The following is a 23,135-nucleotide window of genomic DNA, read 5'->3' as shown; positions in this document are numbered from 1 at the left end:
ATGTTTTTTGATTTTCTTTCTTTAATGTCTGCCGCCGCCCTGATGACTTTGGGGCTGGCGGTTTGTTCCTTAATCGTCGGTTTGCTGTTTAGTTTGGTTTTTGTTTTATTGGAAGCCAGTCGTTTGGTAGGCAAACCGGTATCGGTGTTAATTGCGTTACTGCGCGGTTTGCCGGAAATCTTAGTCGTACTTTTGGTTTACTTCGGTTCGACCGAAGTGGTGGAAATGCTGACCGGTGAATATATTGAATTCGGTGCTTTCGAATGCGGTGTTTTTGCATTGTCATTAATTTTTGCCGCTTACGCGTCACAAACTTTACGCGGTGCGATTCAAGCCGTTCCGAAAGGGCAGTGGGAATCTGGCGCCGCATTGGGGTTAAGCAAAGGTTATACGTTTGTTCATGTGATTATGCCGCAAGTTTGGCGCCACGCTTTACCGGGTTTGAGCAACCAATGGTTGGTCTTGCTTAAGGACACCGCATTGATTTCTTTGATTGGTGTAGACGATTTGATGCGCCAAGCGCAATTAATCAACACGAATACTCATCAGCCTTTTACTTGGTATGGCATTGCGGCGTTGATTTATTTGGGCGTGACGATTATTAGCCAAGCCGGTATTCGCCGTTTAGAACTGCGTTTTACTCGCTTTGAAAGAGGGGGAAAATAATGTTTCAGGATTATTTTAGCGTCATTGCGCAAGGTATTCCGACCAGTTTATTGTTGACGCTGGTCTCTTTATTGATTGCCTTTTTCTTGGCGTTATTTTTAACTTTTTTACTTTCTATGGAAAATAAGTGGGTTAAAAGCGTCGTTAATTTATACCTGACTTTATTTACCGGTACGCCGTTGCTTGTACAATTTTTCCTGATTTATGCGGGGCCGGGGCAGTTTGAGTGGGTTGTAAATAGCCCGTTTTGGCATATTTTATCCAATGCGTGGTTTTGCGCCGTATTAGCTTTGGCGTTAAACAGCGCGGCCTATTCTACCCAATTATTCCATGGCGCGATGAAGGCGATTCCGAAAGGACAATGGGAAGGTTGTGCAGCCTTGGGGCTAAGTCGTTCACAAACCTTAAAAATTTTGATTCCTTACGCATTAAAACGTGCTTTGCCTTCTTATTCTAATGAAATTATTTTGGTGTTTAAGGGCACCGCATTGGCCTCTACTATTACCATTATGGATATTATGGGTTACGCGCGTCAGCTTTACGGCACGGAATATGATGCATTAACGATTTACGGCATTGCCGGTGGCATTTATTTGGTGATTACCGGTATTGCAACATTATTGTTGCGCAAACTGGAAAATAAAGTGCTTGCGTTTGAACGTTTAGAAATAAAAAACGCCTAAAATGCGATTGGTTTTCAAAAAAGTTTTAATGGGTTGCAAAAGCAACCCATTTTTATGCATTAAAGATTAGACCGGCGATTGTGATTACGGCTGCGAATATACAAAACCAAATTAAATGCAGTTTGCTACTTTTTCGATTGATTTCTTCATTATATAAACGTCGTTCTTCCAATTTTTGCTTATAAATATCAAGATCTTCCCGTTTAAAAGAAAAACCGCAATAAGGGCAATATTCAGTATGTTCGCTAATTTTTTTGCGACATTCGGGACAACGAGAGAGTGCCATTTTTCATCCTTAATCCATAAAGTTTTGAGCTTGCTCTATTCTAGTCAAAAATACATTGATCGGTAAACGTGATATTCATCACAAAATTGTAAAAATTCCGTAAATTAAATTTTGGTTTTGATGAATTTAGCATAGAATAAGCGCCGCTTTTTTAGCGCGTTTTTTAAACAACACAATTCTTATTTCCTTGAGGTGCTTTTATGTTGTGGTTTTTCTTTTGTATAGCCATTTTGATTCTGGGCTATTTGGTTTACGGAAAAATTATCGAGAAGATCTTTGTCATTAATCCGAATCGTCAAACCCCGGCCTATCAAATCAATGACGGCGTAGATTATATGCCAATGTCCAAAACCAAAATTTGGTTAATTCAAGTATTAAATATTGCAGGTACCGGTCCGATTTTTGGTCCGATTCTTGGTGCGTTGTACGGACCGGTTGCGATGCTTTGGATTGTTCTGGGTTGTATTTTTGCCGGTGCGGTACATGACTATTTATGCGGTATGTTAAGCATTCGTCATGGTGGGGCGACCATGCCTTATTTAGCTGGTAAATTCTTAGGTCGTCCGGTTAAAGTCTTTATTAATGTTTTAGCTCTTGTGCTTTTGTTATTGGTCGGTGTGGTATTCGTAGCAAGCCCGGCGCAATTAATGGGAACCATTACCATGGATGTGATGGGGGCATCTCAAGGTGCATTACAATTAGGTGATGCAGAGGCAATTCATCATGCTGTGGAAGCCGGCGGAATAAAGGTTTGGGGAATGGATAAGGCAACAGTTGTTTCTGTTTGGACCTTAATCATTTTTGCCTACTATATTCTCGCGACATTATTGCCAATTGACAAAATTATCGGCCGCATCTATCCATTATTCGGCGCGTTATTGTTATTCATGTCAGTAGGGATGGTGTACGGTTTAGTTTCTGCGCACTTTAGTGCGGTGGATCCAATTGAATTTTTCCGTACGGTTGATGCCGATGGCCAAGGCTTAACTTGGGATAAATTTACACAAAACTTCCAAGTCAAAGGCGATGTACCGGTTTGGCCGTTATTATTCTTAACCATTTCTTGTGGCGCGTTATCAGGTTTTCATGCTACTCAAACTCCGTTAATGGCGCGTTGTGCTGAAAATGAAAAAGAAGGTCGTTTCATTTTCTACGGTGCGATGATTACCGAAGGTATTATTGCGTTAATTTGGTGTATGGTCGGTTTAGCATTCTATGAGAATCCACAAGCGTTACAAGATGCCATCTCTGCTGGTTCGCCATCTAAAGTGGTGTATGACAGTTCATTGCATTTCTTAGGCTTCATTGGCGGTATTTTTGCGGTGTTAGGTGTGGTTGTTCTTCCTATTACTTCCGGCGATACTGCATTCCGCGCCGCGCGTTTACAGTTAGCAGAAATCTTCAATATTGATCAACGTTCACTGTCTAAACGTTTATTGATTGCCGTGCCTTTATTTGTGTTAGGTTACTTTGTTTCCACCATTGATTTTAGCCTGTTATGGCGCTACTTTACTTGGGCAAACCAAATGACAGCTATGGTGATGTTATGGACCGGAGCAGCTTACCTATATCGTTACCATAAATTCCATTGGGTAGCGTCCATCCCGGCGTGGTTTATCACCACTGTTTGTGCAACTTACTTATACTACAATAAAATCGGTTTTAACTTAGATTATCAATTGTCTGTATATCTAGGTTTGGCTACAACAGTATTGTTTATTGTATTATTTTTCACCTTACTTAAACCGTTAGGTGATCGCGATGAAGAAGCTTATATCAACAATATAAACGCATAATTGCTTTAAAAGCATAAAACCGTTTAAGTGAAAGCTTAAACGGTTTTTTCTTGCCAAAATCGCTTGCATTTTAATAGACGCATCCCTATTAATTCGCTAAACTCGCAACAATTTTTTGACAAATGGAGAACGACATGTCGCAGAACGGTTCAGGACAAGATCCTTGGGGCAAGCCGGGGCAAAACAATGAGCAAAAGCCCGAAAACTCATCTAATAACGGATGGAGTTCAAATCAAAACCGCGGAAATCAAGAACAATCCCCGCCGGATATTGAGGAAATTTTTAGTAATTTACTGAAAAAACTTGGGAGAGGCGGTAAAAATGGCGGTCGGAATAATGCCGGTTCTAATCCTTCTCCTTTAATGCCAAATTTCGGTAAAGTGTTACCGGTTGCTATTGCGCTTGGTGTGATTGTTTGGGGCGTGAGCGGTTTTTACACAATTAAAGAGGCAGAACGCGGCGTAGTGTTGCGATTCGGTGAACTTTATTCCATTGTGCAACCGGGCTTGAATTGGAAACCGACTTTCGTTGATAAAGTGATTCCGGTAAATGTCGAACAAGTTAAAGAGTTGAAAACACAAGGCGCGATGCTGACACAAGACGAAAATATGGTGAAAGTAGAAATGACAGTGCAATATCGCGTGCAAGATCCGGCGAAATACCGTTTCAGCGTGACTAATGCCGATGACAGCTTGAACCAGGCGACCGATAGTGCATTACGTTATGTAATTGGCCATATGACCATGAATGACGTACTGACGACCGGTCGCGCCGTCGTACGTGAGAATACGTGGAAAGCCTTAAACGAAATTATCAAGCCTTATGATATGGGGCTTGAAGTGATTGACGTAAACTTTCAATCCGCGCGTCCGCCGGAAGAAGTGAAAGATGCTTTTGACGATGCGATTAAAGCGCAAGAAGACGAACAGCGTTTTATTCGTGAAGCCGAGGCCTATGCGCGCGAGAAAGAGCCGATTGCGCGCGGTGATGCGCAACGTATTATTGAAGGTGCAACGGCTTATAAGGACCGCATTGTATTAGATGCGCAAGGGGAAGTAGAGCGTTTACAACGTTTATTGCCTGAATTTAAAGCGGCACCGGATTTATTACGCGAGCGTTTATATATTCAAACCATGGAAAAAGTGATGGCAAATACACCTAAAGTGATGCTAGACGCTAATAATGGCAACAATTTAACCGTATTACCGCTGGAACAAATTATGGCTAAAAAAGCCACTTCGAAAACTGAAGGGGCGCCTGATGCTACACCGGTTTCAGTGCAAATGGGCGTTCAGCCTCAAGTTCAACCGACCATGACCGAACCGGTTCGCCAAGGGAGATTTAATTAATGCGTAAATTTTTATTACCCGTTATTTTCGTGATCGCGGCGATAATTTATTCCAGTGTAGTAGTCGTGACCGAAGGTACACGCGGCATTATGTTAAGATTCAATAAAGTGCAACGCGGCGCTGACAACAAAGTCTTGGTGTATGAACCGGGTTTGCATTTCAAAGTGCCGCTAATTGACAGCATTAAAGTGTTGGATGCGCGTATTCGGACATTAGACGGTTCAGCAACGCGTTTCGTGACCGTCGAGAAAAAAGACTTGTTGGTCGATTCTTACGTGAAATGGAAAATTAGCGATTTCGGTCGTTTTTATACTTCTACCGGTGGTGGTGATTACAGTCAGGCGGCGAGCTTGTTAAGTCGTAAAGTCAACGATCGGTTGCGTTCGGAAATCGGTACCCGCACCATTAAAGATATCGTCTCCGGCACCCGTGGCGAGCTGATGGAAGGTGCAAAAAAAGCGTTAAATTCAGGGCAAGACAGTACGGCTGAACTAGGTATTGAAGTGGTGGATGTACGCGTGAAACAAATCAACTTACCGGATGAAGTCTCTTCTTCTATTTACCAACGTATGCGCGCCGAGCGTGATGCGGTAGCGCGCGAACATCGTTCGCAAGGTAAAGAAAAAGCAGCGTTCATTCAAGCGGATGTGGATCGTAAAGTAACCCTAATTCTTGCCAATGCGAATAAGACCGCACAAGAATTACGTGGTTTAGGGGAGGCAAGCGCTGCAAAATTATATTCAGATGCGTTTTCTCAAGAACCGCAATTCTTTAGTTTCGTGAGAAGTCTGAAGGCCTATGAAGCGAGTTTCGCCAATTCCGATAATATGATGATTTTAAAACCAAATAGCGATTTTTTCCGCTTTATGCAAGCGCCGAAAAAATAATATGAACGAAAAATGCCGTCAAATGTGACGGCATTTTGTTTTGAAGCATGCAAGGAAATGGTTGGCGAAGTGCTAGAAACAGCATCCTAGGTTAATCAAATGAATCGTTGTCAGTTTGAAGTTCCAAAATAGCACCGCATTGGAGGTCGTTTCAATGCGGTGCTATTTTGGAAGTCTGAAATTATTTATGCTTTGATGCGTTTTCTGGCAGACCGAGGAACGCGCAGTTTTCCTATAACGAGATAATTAGCATTTGGTGGCTAAATTGTACTTAGGTTAGTGCGGCAAAGGCAATGTCCGCCGCTTCTAGCGTTTTGGCAATATCTTCGTCCGTATGGGCGAGAGACATAAAGCCGGCCTCAAAGGCAGATGGGGCAAGATAAACGCCTAAGTCCAACATTTTATGGAAGAATACTTTGAATTTTTCCGTGTCGCATTTCATCACTTCGGCGTAAGACGTCACTTCTTTTTGCTCGGTGAAGAAAATACCGAACATCCCGCCTACATAGTTCACAACGAACGGAATATGATGTTTTTCCGCTAGCGCTTTTAAACCGAGGCAAAGTTTTTCAGTTTTTTCTGCAAGTTGTTGCTCGTTGCCCGGTTTTTTCAATTCTGTCAAACAGGCTAAACCCGCCGCCATCGCAATCGGGTTACCGGAAAGCGTACCAGCCTGGTAAACCGGGCCAGTCGGTGCAAGATATTCCATCACGGCTTTTTTTCCGCCTACTGCGCCTACCGGCATACCGCCGCCAATGACTTTACCGAGCGTGGTTAAATCAGGCGTTACGCCATAATAAGATTGGGCACCGGCAAGCGCTACGCGGAAGCCGGTCATCACTTCGTCGATGATCAACAGCGCACCGTATTGGTCGCAAAGTTCGCGTAAGCCTTGTAAGAATCCGGTTTTTGGCGGTATGCAATTCATATTGCCGGCAACGGGCTCGATGATCACACAAGCAATGCTATCCGGAAATTCTGCAAAGTGTTTTTTTACTGAATCAAGGTTGTTGTATTCAGCGGTCAGTGTATGCTTGGCGAAGTCTTCCGGCACGCCGGGTGAGCTCGGTTGACCGAGTGTTAAGGCGCCGGAACCAGCTTTTACAAGCAGAGAATCAGAATGGCCGTGGTAACAACCTTCGAATTTTAAGATTTTGTCGCGGCCGGTATAACCGCGCGCTAAGCGAATTGCTGTCATGGTTGCTTCTGTTCCCGAGCTAACCATGCGTACCATTTCAATGGAAGGCACGATTTCACAAACTAATTCGGCCAGATCAATTTCGGAAGGTGTTGGTGCGCCGAAGCTTAAACCGTTGGATGCCGCTTTCAGCACCGCATTCAAAATCGTCGGGTGGTTATGTCCTAAAATCATCGGCCCCCAAGAACCCACATAATCAATATATTGTTTGTCGTCTGTATCGTAAATATAAGCGCCTTGTGCTTTTTGGATAAACACCGGCGTACCGCCTACGCCTTTAAAGGCGCGAACCGGTGAGTTCACGCCACCGGGAATAACGGCTTGTGCGCGGGAGAAAAGTGCGGTTGAATTGGTCATTATTTTTTCCTTTCGTTTCACTATAAAAAATGCCTTCATTGTACTTAAAAACGTGTGCTTTGTTAAAAATATCTTTCTCGCGAAATTTTCATTGTGTTATTCTTTGCAAAAAATTTTAAGGGCGAATTATGTTGAGTATTGTTGTAACTTTTTTGGGCGCATTTTTAACATTAATTGTGATGCGTCCGATTGCAAATAAAATCGGTTTGGTGGATAAGCCGAATTATCGTAAACGTCATCAAGGCGCGATTCCACTTATCGGTGGAGTGTCGCTTTTTATGGGTAATTTTTGTTACTACTTAATGGAATGGGATCAACTCCGCCTTCCTTATTTATATCTGTTTAGTATTTTTGTGCTGCTTGCCATCGGGATTTTGGATGATCGTTTTGATATCAGCCCGTTTTTACGCGCGGGTATTCAAGCGGTGTTAGCTATTTTGATGATTGATTTGGGTGGCGTATATTTGGATCACTTAGGCCAGATCTTAGGACCTTTTCAGCTAACCTTGGGTTCGCTTGGTTTGATTATTACTGTGTTCGCGACGATTGCAATCATCAATGCGTTTAATATGATTGACGGGATTGATGGCTTGTTGGGGGGATTATCTTGCGTGTCATTCGCGGCGATTGGAATTTTGATGCTTCGTGACGGGCAAATGGATATGGCATACTGGAGCTTTGCTTTAATTGCCGCAATGCTTCCTTATCTAATGCTCAATTTGGGTATTCCGTTTGGCCCAAAATATAAAGTTTTTATGGGGGACGCTGGAAGTACGTTAATCGGTTTTACTATTATTTGGATTTTATTGCTAAGTACGCAAGGCAAAGGGCACCCGATGAATCCGGTTACTGCGCTTTGGATCATTGCGATTCCATTAATTGATATGGTGGCGATTATTTATCGTCGTTTGCGCAAGGGTAAAAGTCCGTTTCGTCCAGATCGCTTGCATGTGCATCATTTGATGGTGCGCGCGGGTTTAACGTCGCGTCAAGCTTTTCTTTTAATTACCTTCGTTTCGGCAATTTGCGCGCTAATCGGTATCTTGGGAGAAGTCTATTATATAAATGAATGGGCGATGTTTGTTGGCTTTTTCATATTGTTCTTCTTGTATGTTTACTCTATAACGAGAGCATGGCGAATCACTCGTTGGGTAAGACGCATGAAACGTCGTGCAAAGCGGGCAAAAACACGATAATGAATGAGGGATGGGTAGTTATTTCTTTAATATGTAATATGTTTTTAAAAAATGCGAAAAATTTATAAATTTTATACAAATTGTGCAAAAAACTATCTTTCAAGAAAAAATTAGAAAAAAATGCTAGACAAGATTTTTTCAAATTATTAATATACGCGCCGCAACAACGCGGTATGCGTTCGTAGCTCAGTTGGATAGAGCGTTGGCCTCCGGAGCCAAAGGTCGCAAGTTCGAATCTTGTCGAGCGCGCCAGGTCAGTGCGATAAAAACTTAAATCTTTGGTGGCTATAGCTCAGTTGGTAGAGCCCTGGATTGTGATTCCAGTTGTCGTGGGTTCGAATCCCATTAGCCACCCCATCTTCTATAAGATTCTGCCGGCGAGTAGCGCAGCTTGGTAGCGCAACTGGTTTGGGACCAGTGGGTCGTAGGTTCAAATCCTATCTCGCCGACCATTTTATTTTTTGCTCTTTAACAACGAATCAGACAATCTGTGTGGGCACTTGTTGATTGACTTGTTTTAAAACTATTTTTAATTTTGAAGTCTTAATAGGTGCTAACTAGAAATTCATAAAACTTACTTTAAATTTAATTTATAAGTGAGAAGCGAAAACTTTTAGCAAGCAGTTTATTGAGCGATTAAACTTGAATTGAAGAGTTTGATCATGGCTCAGATTGAACGCTGGCGGCAGGCTTAACACATGCAAGTCGAACGGTAGCAGGTAAGTACTTGTACTTATGCTGACGAGTGGCGGACGGGTGAGTAATGTTTGGGAATCTAGCTTATGGAGGGGGATAACGACGGGAAACTGTCGCTAATACCGCGTAGAATCGGAAGATGAAAGTGTGGGACCGCAAGGCCACATGCCATAGGATGAGCCCAAGTGGGATTAGGTAGTTGGTAGGGTAAAGGCCTACCAAGCCTGCGATCTCTAGCTGGTCTGAGAGGATGGCCAGCCACACCGGGACTGAGACACGGCCCGGACTCCTACGGGAGGCAGCAGTGGGGAATATTGCGCAATGGGGGCAACCCTGACGCAGCCATGCCGCGTGAATGAAGAAGGCCTTCGGGTTGTAAAGTTCTTTCGGTGTTGAGGAAGGTTGTTGTGTAAATAGCGCAACAAATTGACGTTAAACACAGAAGAAGCACCGGCTAACTCCGTGCCAGCAGCCGCGGTAATACGGAGGGTGCGAGCGTTAATCGGAATAACTGGGCGTAAAGGGCACGCAGGCGGCTATTTAAGTGAGGTGTGAAAGCCCCGGGCTTAACCTGGGAATTGCATTTCAGACTGGGTAGCTAGAGTACTTTAGGGAGGGGTAGAATTCCACGTGTAGCGGTGAAATGCGTAGAGATGTGGAGGAATACCGAAGGCGAAGGCAGCCCCTTGGGAATGTACTGACGCTCATGTGCGAAAGCGTGGGGAGCAAACAGGATTAGATACCCTGGTAGTCCACGCTGTAAACGCTGTCGATTTGGGGGTTGGACTTTAAGTTTGGCGCCCGAAGCTAACGTGATAAATCGACCGCCTGGGGAGTACGGCCGCAAGGTTAAAACTCAAATGAATTGACGGGGGCCCGCACAAGCGGTGGAGCATGTGGTTTAATTCGATGCAACGCGAAGAACCTTACCTACTCTTGACATCCATGGAATCCTGTAGAGATACGGGAGTGCCTTCGGGAACCATGAGACAGGTGCTGCATGGCTGTCGTCAGCTCGTGTTGTGAAATGTTGGGTTAAGTCCCGCAACGAGCGCAACCCTTATCCTTTGTTGCCAGCGCGTAATGGTGGGAACTCAAAGGAGACTGCCGGTGACAAACCGGAGGAAGGTGGGGATGACGTCAAGTCATCATGGCCCTTACGAGTAGGGCTACACACGTGCTACAATGGCGTATACAGAGGGTAACGAAGCTGCGAGGTGGAGTGAATCTCAGAAAGTACGTCTAAGTCCGGATTGGAGTCTGCAACTCGACTCCATGAAGTCGGAATCGCTAGTAATCGCGAATCAGAATGTCGCGGTGAATACGTTCCCGGGCCTTGTACACACCGCCCGTCACACCATGGGAGTGGGTTGTACCAGAAGTAGATAGCTTAACCGCGAGGGGGGCGTTTACCACGGTATGATTCATGACTGGGGTGAAGTCGTAACAAGGTAACCGTAGGGGAACCTGCGGTTGGATCACCTCCTTACCAAAAATGAGCGACAGCGAGTGTTCACACAGATTGTCTGGTGTATTGTAGACAAATGAGCAGAAGAAACTACCCTTGGGTCTGTAGCTCAGGTGGTTAGAGCGCACCCCTGATAAGGGTGAGGTCGGTGGTTCAAGTCCACTCAGACCCACCACTCTGACGAGTGAGTGAAGTGGAAGCGGTAGTGATGATGAAATGGGGATATAGCTCAGCTGGGAGAGCGCCTGCCTTGCACGCAGGAGGTCAGCGGTTCGATCCCGCTTATCTCCACCAGTTATCATCGTTAAGTAAATTTTAAAATGTACTATAAGTTTCAAAATATAGTAAAAGTTTATTTAACGATAATAACTAAAAAATTTTATCAAACTGTTCTTTAAAAAATTGGAAACAAGCTAAAAACGAGAGATTTTCGAAAGAAAGTCTGAGTAAAACAAAATAACGACATGTTTTGTTAAAAACTCTGAATTGAACAAAAGCAATTTAAGAGTGTTAGTTGAATTAAAGATAGCTATTAAATGCAAATCGTAAGAAGAGCATTTGAGGTTGTATAGTTAAGCGACTAAGCGTACAAGGTGGATGCCTTGGCAATCAGAGGCGAAGAAGGACGTGCTAATCTGCGAAAAGCTTGGATGAGTTGATAAGAAGCGTTTAATCCAAGATATCCGAATGGGGCAACCCAGTGGGTGAAGAGCCCACTATCAACGAGTGAATACATAGCTTGTTGAGGCAAACCGGGAGAACTGAAACATCTAAGTACCCCGAGGAAAAGAAATCAACCGAGATTTCGTCAGTAGCGGCGAGCGAAAGCGAAGTAGCCTGTTAATGATAGCGACAGAGACAGAGGAATGTGCTGGGAAGCACAGCGACACAGGGTGATAGCCCCGTACTCGAAGTCCAGGTCGTGGTACTAAGTTAACGACAAGTAGGGCGGGACACGTGATATCCTGTTTGAAGAAGGGGGGACCATCCTCCAAGGCTAAATACTCCTGATTGACCGATAGTGAACCAGTACTGTGAAGGAAAGGCGAAAAGAACCCCGGTGAGGGGAGTGAAATAGAACCTGAAACCTTGTACGTACAAGCAGTGGGAGCCCGCAAGGGTGACTGCGTACCTTTTGTATAATGGGTCAGCGACTTATATTTTGTAGCGAGGTTAACTAAATCAGGGAGCCGAAGGGAAACCGAGTCTTAACTGGGCGAAGAGTTGCAAGGTATAGACCCGAAACCCGGTGATCTAGCCATGGGCAGGTTGAAGGTTGGGTAACACTAACTGGAGGACCGAACCGACTAATGTTGAAAAATTAGCGGATGACTTGTGGCTGGGGGTGAAAGGCCAATCAAACCGGGAGATAGCTGGTTCTCCCCGAAATCTATTTAGGTAGAGCCTTGAGCGGACACCTTCGGGGGTAGAGCACTGTTTCGGCTAGGGGGCCATCCCGGCTTACCAACCCGATGCAAACTACGAATACCGAAGAGTGATACTCAGGAGACACACGGCGGGTGCTAACGTTCGTCGTGGAGAGGGAAACAACCCAGACCGCCAGCTAAGGTCCCAAAGTCTATATTAAGTGGGAAACGAAGTGGGAAGGCTTAGACAGCTAGGATGTTGGCTTAGAAGCAGCCATCATTTAAAGAAAGCGTAATAGCTCACTAGTCGAGTCGGCCTGCGCGGAAGATGTAACGGGGCTCAAATATAGCACCGAAGCTGCGGCATCAGGCGAAAGTCTGTTGGGTAGGGGAGCGTTGTGTAAGCGGACGAAGGGAGTTCGAGAGGGCTGCTGGACGTATCACAAGTGCGAATGCTGACATAAGTAACGATAAAACGGGTGAAAAACCCGTTCGCCGGAAGACCAAGGGTTCCTGTCCAACGTTAATCGGGGCAGGGTGAGTCGGCCCCTAAGGCGAGGCTGAAAAGCGTAGTCGATGGGAAACGGGTTAATATTCCCGTACTTGGTAAAGCTGCGATGTGGGGACGGAGCAGGTTAGGTTAGCGTGCTGTTGGATATGCACGTTTAAGTTGGTAGGTGGGAAGTTTAGGCAAATCCGGACTTCTTTAACACTGAGAGATGATGACGAGGCTCTACGGAGCTGAAGTAACTGATACCACACTTCCAGGAAAAGCCACTAAGCGAAAGGCTTTACTAAACCGTACTGAAAACCGACACAGGTGGTCAGGTAGAGAATACTCAGGCGCTTGAGAGAACTCGGGTGAAGGAACTAGGCAAAATAGCACCGTAACTTCGGGAGAAGGTGCGCCGGCGTAGATTGTAATCCCTTGCGGATGAAGGTTGAACCGGTCGAAGTGACCCGCTGGCTGCAACTGTTTATTAAAAACACAGCACTCTGCAAACACGAAAGTGGACGTATAGGGTGTGATGCCTGCCCGGTGCTGGAAGGTTAATTGATGGTGTTATCGAAAGAGAAGCACCTGATCGAAGCCCCAGTAAACGGCGGCCGTAACTATAACGGTCCTAAGGTAGCGAAATTCCTTGTCGGGTAAGTTCCGACCTGCACGAATGGCATAATGATGGCCAGGCTGTCTCCACCCGAGACTCAGTGAAATTGAAATTGCCGTGAAGATGCGGTGTACCCGCGGCTAGACGGAAAGACCCCGTGAACCTTTACTATAGCTTGACACTGAACATTGAATTTTGATGTGTAGGATAGGTGGGAGACTTTGAAGTCGTCACGCCAGTGATGATGGAGTCGACCTTGAAATACCACCCTTTAACGTTTGATGTTCTAACGAAGCGCCCGGAACGGGTGTTCGGACAGTGTCTGGTGGGTAGTTTGACTGGGGCGGTCTCCTCCCAAAGCGTAACGGAGGAGCACGAAGGTTTGCTAATGACGGTCGGACATCGTCAGGTTAGTGCAATGGTATAAGCAAGCTTAACTGCGAGACGGACAAGTCGAGCAGGTACGAAAGTAGGTCATAGTGATCCGGTGGTTCTGAATGGAAGGGCCATCGCTCAACGGATAAAAGGTACTCCGGGGATAACAGGCTGATACCGCCCAAGAGTTCATATCGACGGCGGTGTTTGGCACCTCGATGTCGGCTCATCACATCCTGGGGCTGAAGTAGGTCCCAAGGGTATGGCTGTTCGCCATTTAAAGTGGTACGCGAGCTGGGTTTAGAACGTCGTGAGACAGTTCGGTCCCTATCTGCCGTGGGCGTTGGAGAATTGATTGGGGCTGCTCCTAGTACGAGAGGACCGGAGTGGACGCACCGCTGGTGTTCCGGTTGTGTCGCCAGACGCATAGCCGGGTAGCTAAGTGCGGAAGAGATAAGTGCTGAAAGCATCTAAGCACGAAACTTGCCAAGAGATGAGTTCTCCCACACATCAAGTGAGTAAGGGTTGTTTAAGACTAAGACGTAGATAGGCGCGGTGTGTAAGTGGTGTGAGCCATTGAGCTAACGCGTACTAATTGCCCGAGAGGCTTAACTATACAACGCTCAAATGTTTTTAGGAGAGCGGGTGAAGCTAACGAAAAAAACGAAACGAAACAAAACAGAATAAAAGTTTAGCTTGTAGCCAATAAAAGTGCGCATAAAGCATAAAGACGACAAAGACAACAAAGACCAAGACCAAGACATAAAGCTAACGTCCAAGGTCTAAAGTCTAAAACCGAATAATCCTGGCGGCGATAGAGCGGTGGTCCCACCTGACCCCATACCGAACTCAGAAGTGAAACGCCGAAATGCCGATGGTAGTGTGGGGCTTCCCCATGTGAGAGTAGGGCACCGCCAGGTAGATATGGAATGAACCCCGGTCACAAGGCCGGGGTTTTTTATTGGCGAAAAATCGCAAAACGGGAGAAAGACAAACAGCCCCAATGCGGTGCTCAAACCGATGTTCAATTCTGTGGCTTAATTGGCGCGCCTATAATCGTTTCCAATGCGGTGCTGAAATCACAATGCGTTTAACCTTTCTTTTTCTGCTTCGCTGGATTATCAATGACGCTTTGGGTGAATTTTGCTAAACTGACGCAAATTTTTCCTCTTATAAACGAATGAATTATCAGCAAGAAATCAACCAGATCTTCTCTATTGATGGTGCGCTAGGCCGAGCGATTAAAGGTTTTCGTCCTCGAATCGAACAATTGGATATGGCGCAATTCGTAGGCGAGACAATTCGGAATAAATCCTCACTTGTGATTGAAGCGGGAACCGGTACTGGTAAAACTTTTGCTTATCTTGCGCCCGCATTGCTCGCCGGGAAAAAAACGATTATCTCCACAGGTTCTAAAAATCTTCAAGATCAATTATTTAATCGTGATCTACCGGCAATTAAAAAGGCACTTAATTTCACCGGCAAAATTGCTTTATTAAAAGGTCGTGCTAATTATCTTTGCCTTGAACGCTTAGAACAAGTGATTGCGCAAGGCGTGCTTGGGGATAAATCGGTATTGGCAGATTTAGCCAAAGTACGCAAATGGAATAACGGTACGCAAACCGGCGATTTTACCGAATGTATTGAACTTGCCGAAGATAGTTCAATTATTTCGCAGTTGACCAGTACCGCCGAAAGTTGTTTGGGTACGGATTGTCCCAATTATGCTGAATGTTATGTAGCAAGCGCACGAAAAAAAGCCCTCAATGCGGATCTCGTTGTGGTTAATCATCATTTATTTTTTGCCGATATGGCGGTGAAAGAGAGCGGCTTCGGCGAGTTGATTCCAAATGCAGAAGTGATTGTATTTGATGAAGCGCACCAATTGCCCGATATTGCGAGTCAATATTTCGGACAATCTTTAACTTCACGACAATTATTTGATTTATGCAAAGATATTAATATCGTTTACCGTACTGAATTAAAAGATATACGGCAGCTCGGTAGTGCATCCGATACTTTGCTTAAAGTGGTGCAAGATTTTCGTCTATTGCTCGGCGAAGGCAATAATGCACGCGGAAATTGGCGTGAATTGTATACTCAAAGCGCGGTCAAAAAAGCCTTTGAATTATTGCAGGAAAAAATCGAATTTATTTCCGAAGTGGCTAAATTGGCTTTAGGGCGTTCGCAAACATTAGATAATATTTTTGAACGTATCGAATCCGTTAAAAACCAACTTAAACGATTGACGCAAACCAATATCACTGGCTATTGTTATTGGTATGAGAGCAATGGCCGTCAATTCGCCTTACATATTACGCCGTTAACCGTCGCAGATAAATTCGGTGAGCAAATGGCAGCAAAAGAAGCTGCATGGATTTTTACTTCGGCGACGCTTGAAGTCGGCGGAACCTTCAAGTATTTTTGTCGGCGTCTCGGCATCGAAAATGCTGTGCAGAAAGTTTTGCCGAGCCCGTTTAATTACCCTGAACAATCCCTGCTTTGCGTGCCACGTTATTTACCGAATGCCAATCAAACACACACCTTAAAATTCCTTGGCGCAATGCTTCTGCCCGTAATTGGAGCAAATAACGGGCGTTGTTTTGTGCTTTGCACTTCCTATTCCATGATGCGCGGCTTGGCGGAATATTTCCGCGAAAATAGCGAGCTTTCCATTCTTTTACAAGGTGAAACTTCGAAAGGCAAATTATTGGAACAATTCATTCAAGAGCCACATAGCGTACTAGTGGCTACTTCCAGTTTTTGGGAAGGCGTGGATGTGCGTGGCGATGCGCTTTCTTTGGTGATCATCGATAAATTGCCGTTCACTGCACCGGATGAACCACTGCTGAAGGCTCGCATTGAAGATTGTCGCTTGCAAGGTGGTGATCCTTTTTACGAGATTCAAATGCCTGAAGCGGTGATTATGCTCAAGCAAGGCGTCGGCCGTTTAATTCGTGACGTGACGGATCGCGGTGCGGTCATTATTTGTGATAACCGTCTTGTTATGCGTAATTACGGCAAAATCTTTTTAAAAAGTTTACCTAATTCAAGCCGTACCCGAGATCTCAACAAAGTGATACAATTTTTACAAAATAAATAATTGAGAACATAAATGACGAATTTAACTTTATTGGCGCTTGATACTTCCACTGAAGCTTGTTCTGTCGCGTTATTGTATAACGGTGAAAAAACGTATTTGAACGAATTGGCGCAGCGCACGCATGCTAAACGTATTTTGCCGATGGTTGATGAAATTTTGACAGATTCCGGACTTAAATTGAATCAACTTGATGCATTGGCCTTCGGGCGCGGTCCGGGTAGCTTTACCGGCGTACGAGTTGGGGCGGCTATCGCGCAAGGATTAGCGCTTGGTGCTGATTTACCGGTGATTCCAATTTCCAATTTGACCGCCATGGCGCAAGCGGCTTTTGAACTGTATCAAGCGGAAAACGTGGCCGCCGCGATTGATGCGCGAATGAATGAAGTTTATTTTTCTCAGTTGGTGCGTGAAAAAAAATGTACGGATTTTGGCCAATTTTTTATTTGGAAAAATCTAATTTCCGAGCAAGTGTGCTCACCCGAGAAAGCACTTGTGCAGCTTGTTAATAGCACCGCATTGAACATCGCTACGAGCACCGCATTGAGAGTTGGTACCGGTTGGAATGCTTACGCGCAATTTGCCACAAAAGGTTTGACAGGTTCGGATATTGAATTGCCGGATGCGCGTTATATGTTGGAATTGGCTCGCGTAGAATGGCTACAACAAAAAACGATTTCGGCGTTGGAGATTGAACCGATTTATTTGCGTAATGAAGTGACTTGGAAAAAATTAGCGGGGCGCGAATAGTTCAGGTTACGGAATAAGGAGAATCTTATGAAAGGAAAAACATACTTGTTGTTAACCGTGCTTTTGTGTTTAAGCGGATGCGTTTCAGTGCCGCAAGGTTTAGAAAAAGAACGATTTTCCATCACCCAATATCGTGCAATTTCGCCACAAGATTTGAATTGCCGTTGTCAATCGGTGCGTTTGGGCGGAAAAATTATGAGTTTTGAGGTTTTGCCGAATAAAACTAAAATCGAAGTGTTGAGTTTACCGGTTTCCGACTATTCCGGCGAACCGCTTGTAGAATCGCAATCAGACGGGCGTTTTATCGCGTATTTGAATGGTTTTATTGATCCGGAAAATTTAAAAGATCGTTATATTACGCTCGGCGGTCAAATAATCGGTAAACAGCAAGGCAACATCGAGCAAGCAAATTATACTTATCCGGTTATTCAAATTGAAAAATATCGCCTTTGGAGATTAACGAAAAGTTATTATTATCCTACTGACGATTGGGATGATTGGGGTTTTTGGGGCTGGCCTCATCGCCCGTGGTACAGCGAGCCGGAAATTCGCTATTATTTAAATTAGATGATAGAATCCGCCGTCAATTTTCCAATATTATAAGGTTAAAAATGGAAAAAATATGGTTTCAAAATTATCCGGAAGGTGCAGAAAAATTTCTGGATACTTCGAAATATGAATCAATTTTAGATATGTTTGACAAAGCGGTGCGCGAACATCCCGATCGTCCGGCATATATTAATATGGGGCAAGTGCTCACTTTCCGTAAATTAGAAGAACGTAGCCGCGCTTTCGCTGCTTATTTACAAAATGAATTTAAATTAAAACATGGCGACCGCGTGGCATTAATGATGCCGAATTTATTGCAATATCCTATCGCGCTTTTTGGTATTTTGCGCGCCGGTTTAATTGCGGTAAACGTTAACCCGCTTTACACGCCGCGCGAGTTAGAACATCAATTACAAGACAGCGGTGCAGTAGCGATTGTGGTGGTGTCTAATTTCGCCTCGACGCTGGAAAAAGTGGTATTTAACACGAATATCAAGCACGTTATTCTGACCAGAATGGGCGACCAGCTTTCCTTTGGTAAGCGTACCTTGGTGAATTTCGTGGTGAAATACATCAAAAAACTGGTGCCAAAATATAAATTGCCGAATGCGGTGACCTTTCGTGAAGTGCTGAGCATCGGTAAATATCGCCAATATGTACGTCCCGAAGTGGCGCGTGACGACTTGGCGTTCTTGCAATATACCGGCGGCACCACCGGTGTGGCGAAAGGCGCAATGCTTTCACACGGCAATATTATTACCAATGTATTCCAAGCCAAATGGATTGCTGAACCGTTTATCGGTGATCACGCTCGCCCGCGTTCGGCGATTCTAGCCCTGCCGCTTTATCATGTGTTTGCCTTAACTGTAAACTGTTTGTTGTTCCTCGAATTGGGTATAACGGCGATTTTGATCACTAATCCGCGCGATATCGACGGTTTCGTCAAAGAGCTGAAAAAGCACCGCTTTGAAGCTATTACCGGTGTGAATACTTTGTTTAACGCGTTGTTAAATAACGAAAATTTTAAAGAAGTGGACTTTTCTGCGTTGAAACTTTCCGTCGGTGGCGGCATGGCGATCCAGCAGTCAGTGGCAACACGTTGGCATGCGTTGACCGGTAGCAGTATTATTGAAGGATACGGTATGACGGAATGTTCCCCGCTGATTGCCGCTTGTCCGGTAAATGTGGTGAAACATAACGGTACTATAGGTGTACCGGTGCCGAATACGGATATTAAAATCCTTAAAGAGGATGGCTCCGAAGCGCAAATCGGGGAGCCCGGTGAATTATGGGTGAAAGGCGAGCAAGTGATGCGAGGCTATTGGCAACGCCCAGAGGCCACTAACGAAGTGTTGAAAGACGGTTGGATGGCGACGGGCGATATCGTGGTGATGGACGAAAGTTACAGTTTACGCATTGTGGATCGTAAAAAAGATATGATTTTGGTGTCTGGTTTTAATGTTTATCCAAATGAGATCGAAGATGTTGTCATGCTCAATTACAAAGTGGCGGAAGCGGTGGCAATCGGCGTGCCGCACGAAGTTTCTGGCGAAACGATAAAAATTTTCGTCGTAAAAAAAGACGAAAGCCTGACTCGCGATGAATTGCGGCAACATTGTCGTCAACATCTGACCGGCTACAAAGTGCCGAAAGAAATCGAGTTCCGCGATGAATTGCCAAAAACCAACGTTGGCAAAATCTTACGCCGCGTGCTACGCGACGAAGAAATCGCCAAACGACCAACACATTAATGCAATAAAATGGGATAGCGATATCCCATTTTTATTCCGACCTAAGAAAAAATTCCATGATAAAAGAATGTCAAAATCCACCGTGTTTTTCTCTGATTAACAGTAACTACGCGTTAGCCGATGTTTGTCAATCGGCGCGTGAACAAAGCGTGGTCGCGTTAGATACAGAATTTGTGCGTGTCTCGAGTTATTTTCCGAAACTCGGTTTAATTCAACTGTATGACGGTGAGCGTGTATCTTTGATTGATCCTTTAAGCATTACGGATTTTTCGCCTTTTGTAGCATTGCTGAGCGATCAAAACGTGCTCAAAATTCTGCACGCTTGCAGTGAAGATTTGCTGGTGTTTTTGCAGGAATTCGACCAACTGCCGCAACCGATTATGGATACACAAATTATGGCGCGTTTTCTTGGTTTGGGAACTTCGGCCGGTTTGGCGAAATTGGCGCGGCAATATTTGAACGTGGATGTGGATAAAGGCGCGACACGTACCAATTGGATCAAGCGCCCATTGTCTGAAAGTCAATTACATTACGCCGCTGGCGACGTGTGGTATTTATTGCCGCTGTATCATCGTTTGCAGCAAGAATTGGCGGCCGGCCCTTGGTTGAATGCGGTGCTGGCGGACTGCGCGCTTGCCTTGACGAAAACGAAAAAATTGCAAGCATATGATGCGGAAACTGCTTATTTAGATATTCCAAATGCGTGGAAATTGAATCCGCTAGAATTGGCGCGTTTAAAAATTCTCGCAAAATGGCGTCAAGAAGTTGCAATAACGCGTGATTTGGCGCTTTCTTACGTGGTGAAATCCGAGCATTTGTGGAAAGTGGCGAAGTACAATCCGCGTAATACCTCCGAAATGTTGGAAATAGGGCTCACCAACAACGAAGTTCGCGTGCGCGGTAAAAAGATTTTGCAGCTTTTAGCCCAAGCGCGTCGCATTTCGCCTTATGATTATCCGAAACGCATCGTACGCATCGTAGATGATGCACGTTATAAAAAAGCTATGCGTTTATTACAAGAAAAAGCCTACGAACTTACGCCACAAGGCTTAACGCTGGAAATTTTGGCGAGTAAACGCAGTTTGGAAGAGTTACTCAAATGGGTTTGGTTGTATAACGAACCGCAAGATAAATTGCCGGATTTATTGCTTGGTTGGCGCCGCGAAATCGGTTTGCAGTTGTTGTCATTGCTCAAATCCATTGAGTAGCAATATTGAAAACGTTGAGCCAAAACAGCACCGCATTGAACTCCGCTAGAGTCTGAATGCGGTGCTGTTTTGATATGTCAATTTGGGTGCCTTAAAAAATCAAGAAAGCTTAATGAATACAAGACAAAATGGCCGCACTTTTATGTCAAAAGTGCGGCCATTGCTGATTAGAATTGATGATTATTGTGTTGCTTGAATTGCCGTTAACGCAATGGTGTAAACGATATCATCAACTAATGCACCACGGGATAAGTCGTTCACCGGTTTGCGCATACCTTGTAACATTGGGCCGATAGAAACTAAATCCGCAGAGCGTTGTACCGCTTTGTAAGTGGTGTTACCGGTGTTCAAGTCAGGGAATATGAAAACGGTAGCTTTACCCGCTACAGGAGAGTTTGGCGCTTTGGAACGCGCGACGTCTTCCATCACTGCCGCATCGTATTGTAACGGACCGTCGATAAGTAAATCCGGACGTTTTTCTTTCGCGATACGGGTTGCTTCTTTCACTTTTTCGACATCGGCACCGCTACCGGAAGTGCCGGTAGAGTACGAAATCATCGCCACTTTCGGATCGATACCAAAGGCTTTAGCGGAGTCGGCCGATTGAATTGCAATTTCGGCTAATTGTTCCGCCGTCGGATCCGGATTCACCGCACAGTCGCCGTATACCAACACTTGATCCGGTAACAACATAAAAAAAATAGAGGAAACGATTGAACTGCCCGGTGCGGTTTTGATGATTTGCATCGGCGGGCGAATAGTGTTGGCCGTAGTATGAACTGCACCGGAAACCAAGCCATCTACTTCGTTGGCTTCCAACATCATGGTGCCGAGTACTACCGTATCTTCCAGTTGTTCGCGAGCTGCGCTTTCAGTCATGCCTTTCGCTTTACGTAATTCGACTAAACGATTCACATAATTTTCGCGTACGTCAGCCGGATTGATAATCGTGATACCTTTACCTAATTGCACACCTTGCGCTTCGGCTACACGTTGCACGGACGCAGGATCCGCTAAAAGAATACATTCGGCGATGCCGCGTTCTGCACAAAGTGCTGCCGCTTTAATGGTGCGAGGCTCATCGCCTTCGGGAAGAACGATACGTTTTTTGGCAGCACGAGCAAGTTCGGTTAATTGGAAACGGAATGCCGGTGGTGATAAGCGACGTAAACGGGTGGAGCCGGCAACGAGGCCATTGATAAATTCGGCGTTGAATTGCTCGCTCATATAACGTTTAATGCTTTCGATACGTTCTTTGTCATCAACCGGAACTTCAAGATTAAAGCTTTGTAAACTTAATGCGGTTTGCCAAGTATTGCCTTCAATGCGGAAAATCGGCAATTTGCTGCTTTCGAATACGTGCTGGCAAAGTTTATTGATTTGTGCATCAATTTTGTATCCGCCGGTTAATAACATCCCGCCAATTTCTATGCCGTTGGAAGCCGCAAGTGCTGCCGCGACAATCACATCCGGACGATCGGCAGAAACTACTAACAAGCTACCGGCACGGAAATGTTCCACCATGTTTGGTAGGCTTCTGGCGCAGAAAGTGATACCACGAATACGACGATTAATATCACCTTCATTGATAATAGCCGCGCCTAAGTGTTTTACTAGGTCTATTGCGCGAGTTGCGATTAATTCGGCGGACCAAGGCACGCAAGCAAGGAGTTTGATTGAACCGGTGGCGAATAATTTAGTTAATTCGCTTTCGCTATTATGGCTGTGTTGGAAAGAATCGAAAATTTCGGTTAAGTCCGGACGGGTACGACCGGATTCGTCAATCGGTGCGTTAAATTTATTAATCACGACACCTAATAAATTCGGGTTGTTTTTGCCGCCAAATAACGAGGCATCCGCTTCTACGCGTTCTTTTAACTCCGCTGGAGTTTCGGTTGCAGGCGCTGCCACTAAAATGATTTCGGCATCTAATGCTTGGGCGATTTCGTAGTTAATGCTATTGGCATAGCCGTGCTTGCGGGTCGGGATTAAGCCTTCGACCACTACGATTTCGCTGTTTTTCGCCAGTTGTTGGTGATTTTCAACGATTTTTTCTAGTAATACATCGGATTGGTTTTGACCGATTAGTGATTCCGCCACGCTAAGCATAAAGGGTTCGGCGGTTTCCAATGCGGTGCTGGTGCGAACGATGGAGGTTGTTCGGTCTAATTGATCTTCTCCGGAGTTCGGTTGAGAAATTGGTTTCATAAAACCAACTTTCGCGCCTTTTTGTTCCAAAGATTGGATTAAGCCGAGACTAACGCTGGTCAAGCCTACACCGGCGCTGATGGGAATAAGGATAATTGTACGGGACATAATAAACCTTAACTTGATTGAGTTATAA

14 protein-coding genes, 5 tRNA genes and 3 rRNA genes are annotated in these 23,135 nt (G+C 45.0%); 19 read left to right on the top strand and 3 right to left on the bottom strand.

All coding sequences use genetic code 11. The features are described from left to right. Together artQ and artM are read left to right on the top strand one after the other, a co-directional pair. Window positions 1-666 carry an arginine ABC transporter permease ArtQ gene (gene artQ, locus AB3F25_RS06425; RefSeq protein ID WP_373603037.1) on the top strand — a complete coding sequence of 222 codons (666 nt, stop codon included), beginning with the start codon at window positions 1-3 and terminating at the stop codon, window positions 664-666. After that, on the top strand, window positions 666-1,349 hold the full coding sequence (gene artM, locus AB3F25_RS06420) for an arginine ABC transporter permease ArtM (RefSeq protein WP_373603036.1): 684 nt from the start codon (window positions 666-668) through the stop codon (window positions 1,347-1,349). The genes artQ and artM overlap by 1 nt, the downstream gene beginning before the upstream one ends. A 52-nt stretch (window positions 1,350-1,401) precedes the next feature. Here the strand turns inward: artM and AB3F25_RS06415 are convergent, their stop codons facing one another. After that, entirely contained in the window at window positions 1,402-1,635 is a 234-nt protein-coding gene (locus tag AB3F25_RS06415; RefSeq protein WP_373603035.1) for a zinc ribbon domain-containing protein, read from the bottom strand. A 200-nt stretch (window positions 1,636-1,835) separates the two neighbouring features. On the opposite strand from AB3F25_RS06415, the gene AB3F25_RS06410 reads away from it, so the two are divergent. From AB3F25_RS06410 to hflC, 3 genes are all read left to right on the top strand, one after another. Then, window positions 1,836-3,431 (top strand): carbon starvation protein A, encoded by a 1,596-nt coding sequence (locus tag AB3F25_RS06410; RefSeq protein WP_373603034.1) that lies wholly within the window; start codon window positions 1,836-1,838, stop codon window positions 3,429-3,431. A gap of 134 nt (window positions 3,432-3,565) precedes the next feature. Next, on the top strand, window positions 3,566-4,780 hold the full coding sequence (hflK, locus tag AB3F25_RS06405) for an FtsH protease activity modulator HflK (RefSeq protein WP_373603033.1): 1,215 nt from the start codon (window positions 3,566-3,568) through the stop codon (window positions 4,778-4,780). Then, window positions 4,780-5,667, top strand: coding sequence for a protease modulator HflC (gene hflC / locus AB3F25_RS06400; protein WP_373603032.1), 888 nt, complete (start codon window positions 4,780-4,782; stop codon window positions 5,665-5,667). Before hflK ends, hflC begins: the two co-directional genes overlap by 1 nt. A gap of 271 nt (window positions 5,668-5,938) precedes the next feature. On the opposite strand, the gene hemL is transcribed toward hflC, so the two are convergent. Continuing rightward, a complete protein-coding gene (gene hemL, locus AB3F25_RS06395) occupies window positions 5,939-7,222 on the bottom strand; it encodes a glutamate-1-semialdehyde 2,1-aminomutase (RefSeq protein ID WP_373603031.1) in 1,284 nt (427 codons plus the stop codon). A 128-nt stretch (window positions 7,223-7,350) separates the two neighbouring features. Between hemL and wecA the strand changes: the two genes are divergently transcribed. The 14 genes from wecA (at window position 7,351) to rnd (ending at window position 20,791) form a co-directional block, all read left to right on the top strand. After that, on the top strand, window positions 7,351-8,418 hold the full coding sequence (wecA, locus tag AB3F25_RS06390; protein WP_373603030.1) for a UDP-N-acetylglucosamine--undecaprenyl-phosphate N-acetylglucosaminephosphotransferase: 1,068 nt from the start codon (window positions 7,351-7,353) through the stop codon (window positions 8,416-8,418). Window positions 8,419-8,593: 175 nt separating this feature from the next. Then, a tRNA-Arg gene (locus tag AB3F25_RS06385) sits at window positions 8,594-8,670 on the top strand. A 29-nt stretch (window positions 8,671-8,699) separates the two neighbouring features. Continuing rightward, window positions 8,700-8,775, top strand: a tRNA-His gene (locus AB3F25_RS06380). A gap of 18 nt (window positions 8,776-8,793) precedes the next feature. Continuing rightward, a tRNA-Pro gene (locus tag AB3F25_RS06375) sits at window positions 8,794-8,870 on the top strand. Window positions 8,871-9,062: 192 nt separating this feature from the next. Next, window positions 9,063-10,603, top strand: a 16S ribosomal RNA gene (locus AB3F25_RS06370). Between the two features lie 77 nt (window positions 10,604-10,680). After that, window positions 10,681-10,757, top strand: a tRNA-Ile gene (locus AB3F25_RS06365). A gap of 43 nt (window positions 10,758-10,800) precedes the next feature. Next, a tRNA-Ala gene (locus tag AB3F25_RS06360) sits at window positions 10,801-10,876 on the top strand. Window positions 10,877-11,152: 276 nt separating this feature from the next. Next, window positions 11,153-14,049, top strand: a 23S ribosomal RNA gene (locus AB3F25_RS06355). 188 nt (window positions 14,050-14,237) lie between these two features. Further along, a 5S ribosomal RNA gene (gene rrf / locus AB3F25_RS06350) occupies window positions 14,238-14,353 on the top strand. Together the 16S, 23S and 5S rRNA genes with 5 tRNA genes alongside form the textbook arrangement of a ribosomal RNA operon. 260 nt (window positions 14,354-14,613) lie before the next feature. Then, the gene (locus tag AB3F25_RS06345) at window positions 14,614-16,536 is read left to right on the top strand and encodes an ATP-dependent DNA helicase (RefSeq protein ID WP_373603029.1); all 1,923 of its coding nucleotides are present in this window, start codon (window positions 14,614-14,616) and stop codon (window positions 16,534-16,536) included. A 12-nt stretch (window positions 16,537-16,548) separates the two neighbouring features. After that, window positions 16,549-17,283 carry a tRNA (adenosine(37)-N6)-threonylcarbamoyltransferase complex dimerization subunit type 1 TsaB gene (tsaB, locus tag AB3F25_RS06340; protein WP_373603028.1) on the top strand — a complete coding sequence of 245 codons (735 nt, stop codon included), beginning with the start codon at window positions 16,549-16,551 and terminating at the stop codon, window positions 17,281-17,283. Window positions 17,284-17,310: 27 nt separating this feature from the next. Further along, window positions 17,311-17,850 carry a Slp family lipoprotein gene (locus AB3F25_RS06335; RefSeq protein WP_373603027.1) on the top strand — a complete coding sequence of 180 codons (540 nt, stop codon included), beginning with the start codon at window positions 17,311-17,313 and terminating at the stop codon, window positions 17,848-17,850. 44 nt (window positions 17,851-17,894) lie between these two features. After that, on the top strand, window positions 17,895-19,583 hold the full coding sequence (gene fadD / locus AB3F25_RS06330) for a long-chain-fatty-acid--CoA ligase FadD (RefSeq protein ID WP_373603026.1): 1,689 nt from the start codon (window positions 17,895-17,897) through the stop codon (window positions 19,581-19,583). A gap of 56 nt (window positions 19,584-19,639) precedes the next feature. Next, complete coding sequence (gene rnd, locus AB3F25_RS06325) at window positions 19,640-20,791, top strand: ribonuclease D (RefSeq protein ID WP_373603025.1); 1,152 nt, start codon at window positions 19,640-19,642, stop codon at window positions 20,789-20,791. 180 nt (window positions 20,792-20,971) lie between these two features. Here the strand turns inward: rnd and pta are convergent, their stop codons facing one another. Next, a complete protein-coding gene (gene pta / locus AB3F25_RS06320; protein ID WP_373603024.1) occupies window positions 20,972-23,107 on the bottom strand; it encodes a phosphate acetyltransferase in 2,136 nt (711 codons plus the stop codon). Window positions 23,108-23,135: the final 28 nt, after the last annotated feature.

Source organism: Aggregatibacter sp. HMT-949, from assembly GCF_041734645.1.
In the GTDB taxonomy this organism is placed as follows: Bacteria; Pseudomonadota; Gammaproteobacteria; order Enterobacterales; family Pasteurellaceae; genus Rodentibacter.
The sequence above is the reverse complement of the archived record's forward strand: the minus strand, read 5'-3'. Positions and strand labels throughout refer to the sequence as shown.

Excerpts from the sequence above, each read along its gene's own strand:
- rnd (WP_373603025.1), top strand. The coding sequence starts at position 19,640 with ATGATAAAAGAATGTCAAAATCCACCGTGTTTTTCTCTGATTAACAGT.
- AB3F25_RS06335 (WP_373603027.1), top strand. The coding sequence starts at position 17,311 with ATGAAAGGAAAAACATACTTGTTGTTAACCGTGCTTTTGTGTTTAAGC.
- fadD (WP_373603026.1), top strand. The coding sequence starts at position 17,895 with ATGGAAAAAATATGGTTTCAAAATTATCCGGAAGGTGCAGAAAAATTT.
- tsaB (WP_373603028.1), top strand. The coding sequence starts at position 16,549 with ATGACGAATTTAACTTTATTGGCGCTTGATACTTCCACTGAAGCTTGT.
- wecA (WP_373603030.1), top strand. The coding sequence starts at position 7,351 with ATGTTGAGTATTGTTGTAACTTTTTTGGGCGCATTTTTAACATTAATT.
- AB3F25_RS06415 (WP_373603035.1), bottom strand. The coding sequence starts at position 1,635 with ATGGCACTCTCTCGTTGTCCCGAATGTCGCAAAAAAATTAGCGAACAT.
- AB3F25_RS06345 (WP_373603029.1), top strand. The coding sequence starts at position 14,614 with ATGAATTATCAGCAAGAAATCAACCAGATCTTCTCTATTGATGGTGCG.
- hflK (WP_373603033.1), top strand. The coding sequence starts at position 3,566 with ATGTCGCAGAACGGTTCAGGACAAGATCCTTGGGGCAAGCCGGGGCAA.
- artM (WP_373603036.1), top strand. The coding sequence starts at position 666 with ATGTTTCAGGATTATTTTAGCGTCATTGCGCAAGGTATTCCGACCAGT.
- AB3F25_RS06410 (WP_373603034.1), top strand. The coding sequence starts at position 1,836 with ATGTTGTGGTTTTTCTTTTGTATAGCCATTTTGATTCTGGGCTATTTG.
- hemL (WP_373603031.1), bottom strand. The coding sequence starts at position 7,222 with ATGACCAATTCAACCGCACTTTTCTCCCGCGCACAAGCCGTTATTCCC.
- artQ (WP_373603037.1), top strand. The coding sequence starts at position 1 with ATGTTTTTTGATTTTCTTTCTTTAATGTCTGCCGCCGCCCTGATGACT.
- pta (WP_373603024.1), bottom strand. The coding sequence starts at position 23,107 with ATGTCCCGTACAATTATCCTTATTCCCATCAGCGCCGGTGTAGGCTTG.
- hflC (WP_373603032.1), top strand. The coding sequence starts at position 4,780 with ATGCGTAAATTTTTATTACCCGTTATTTTCGTGATCGCGGCGATAATT.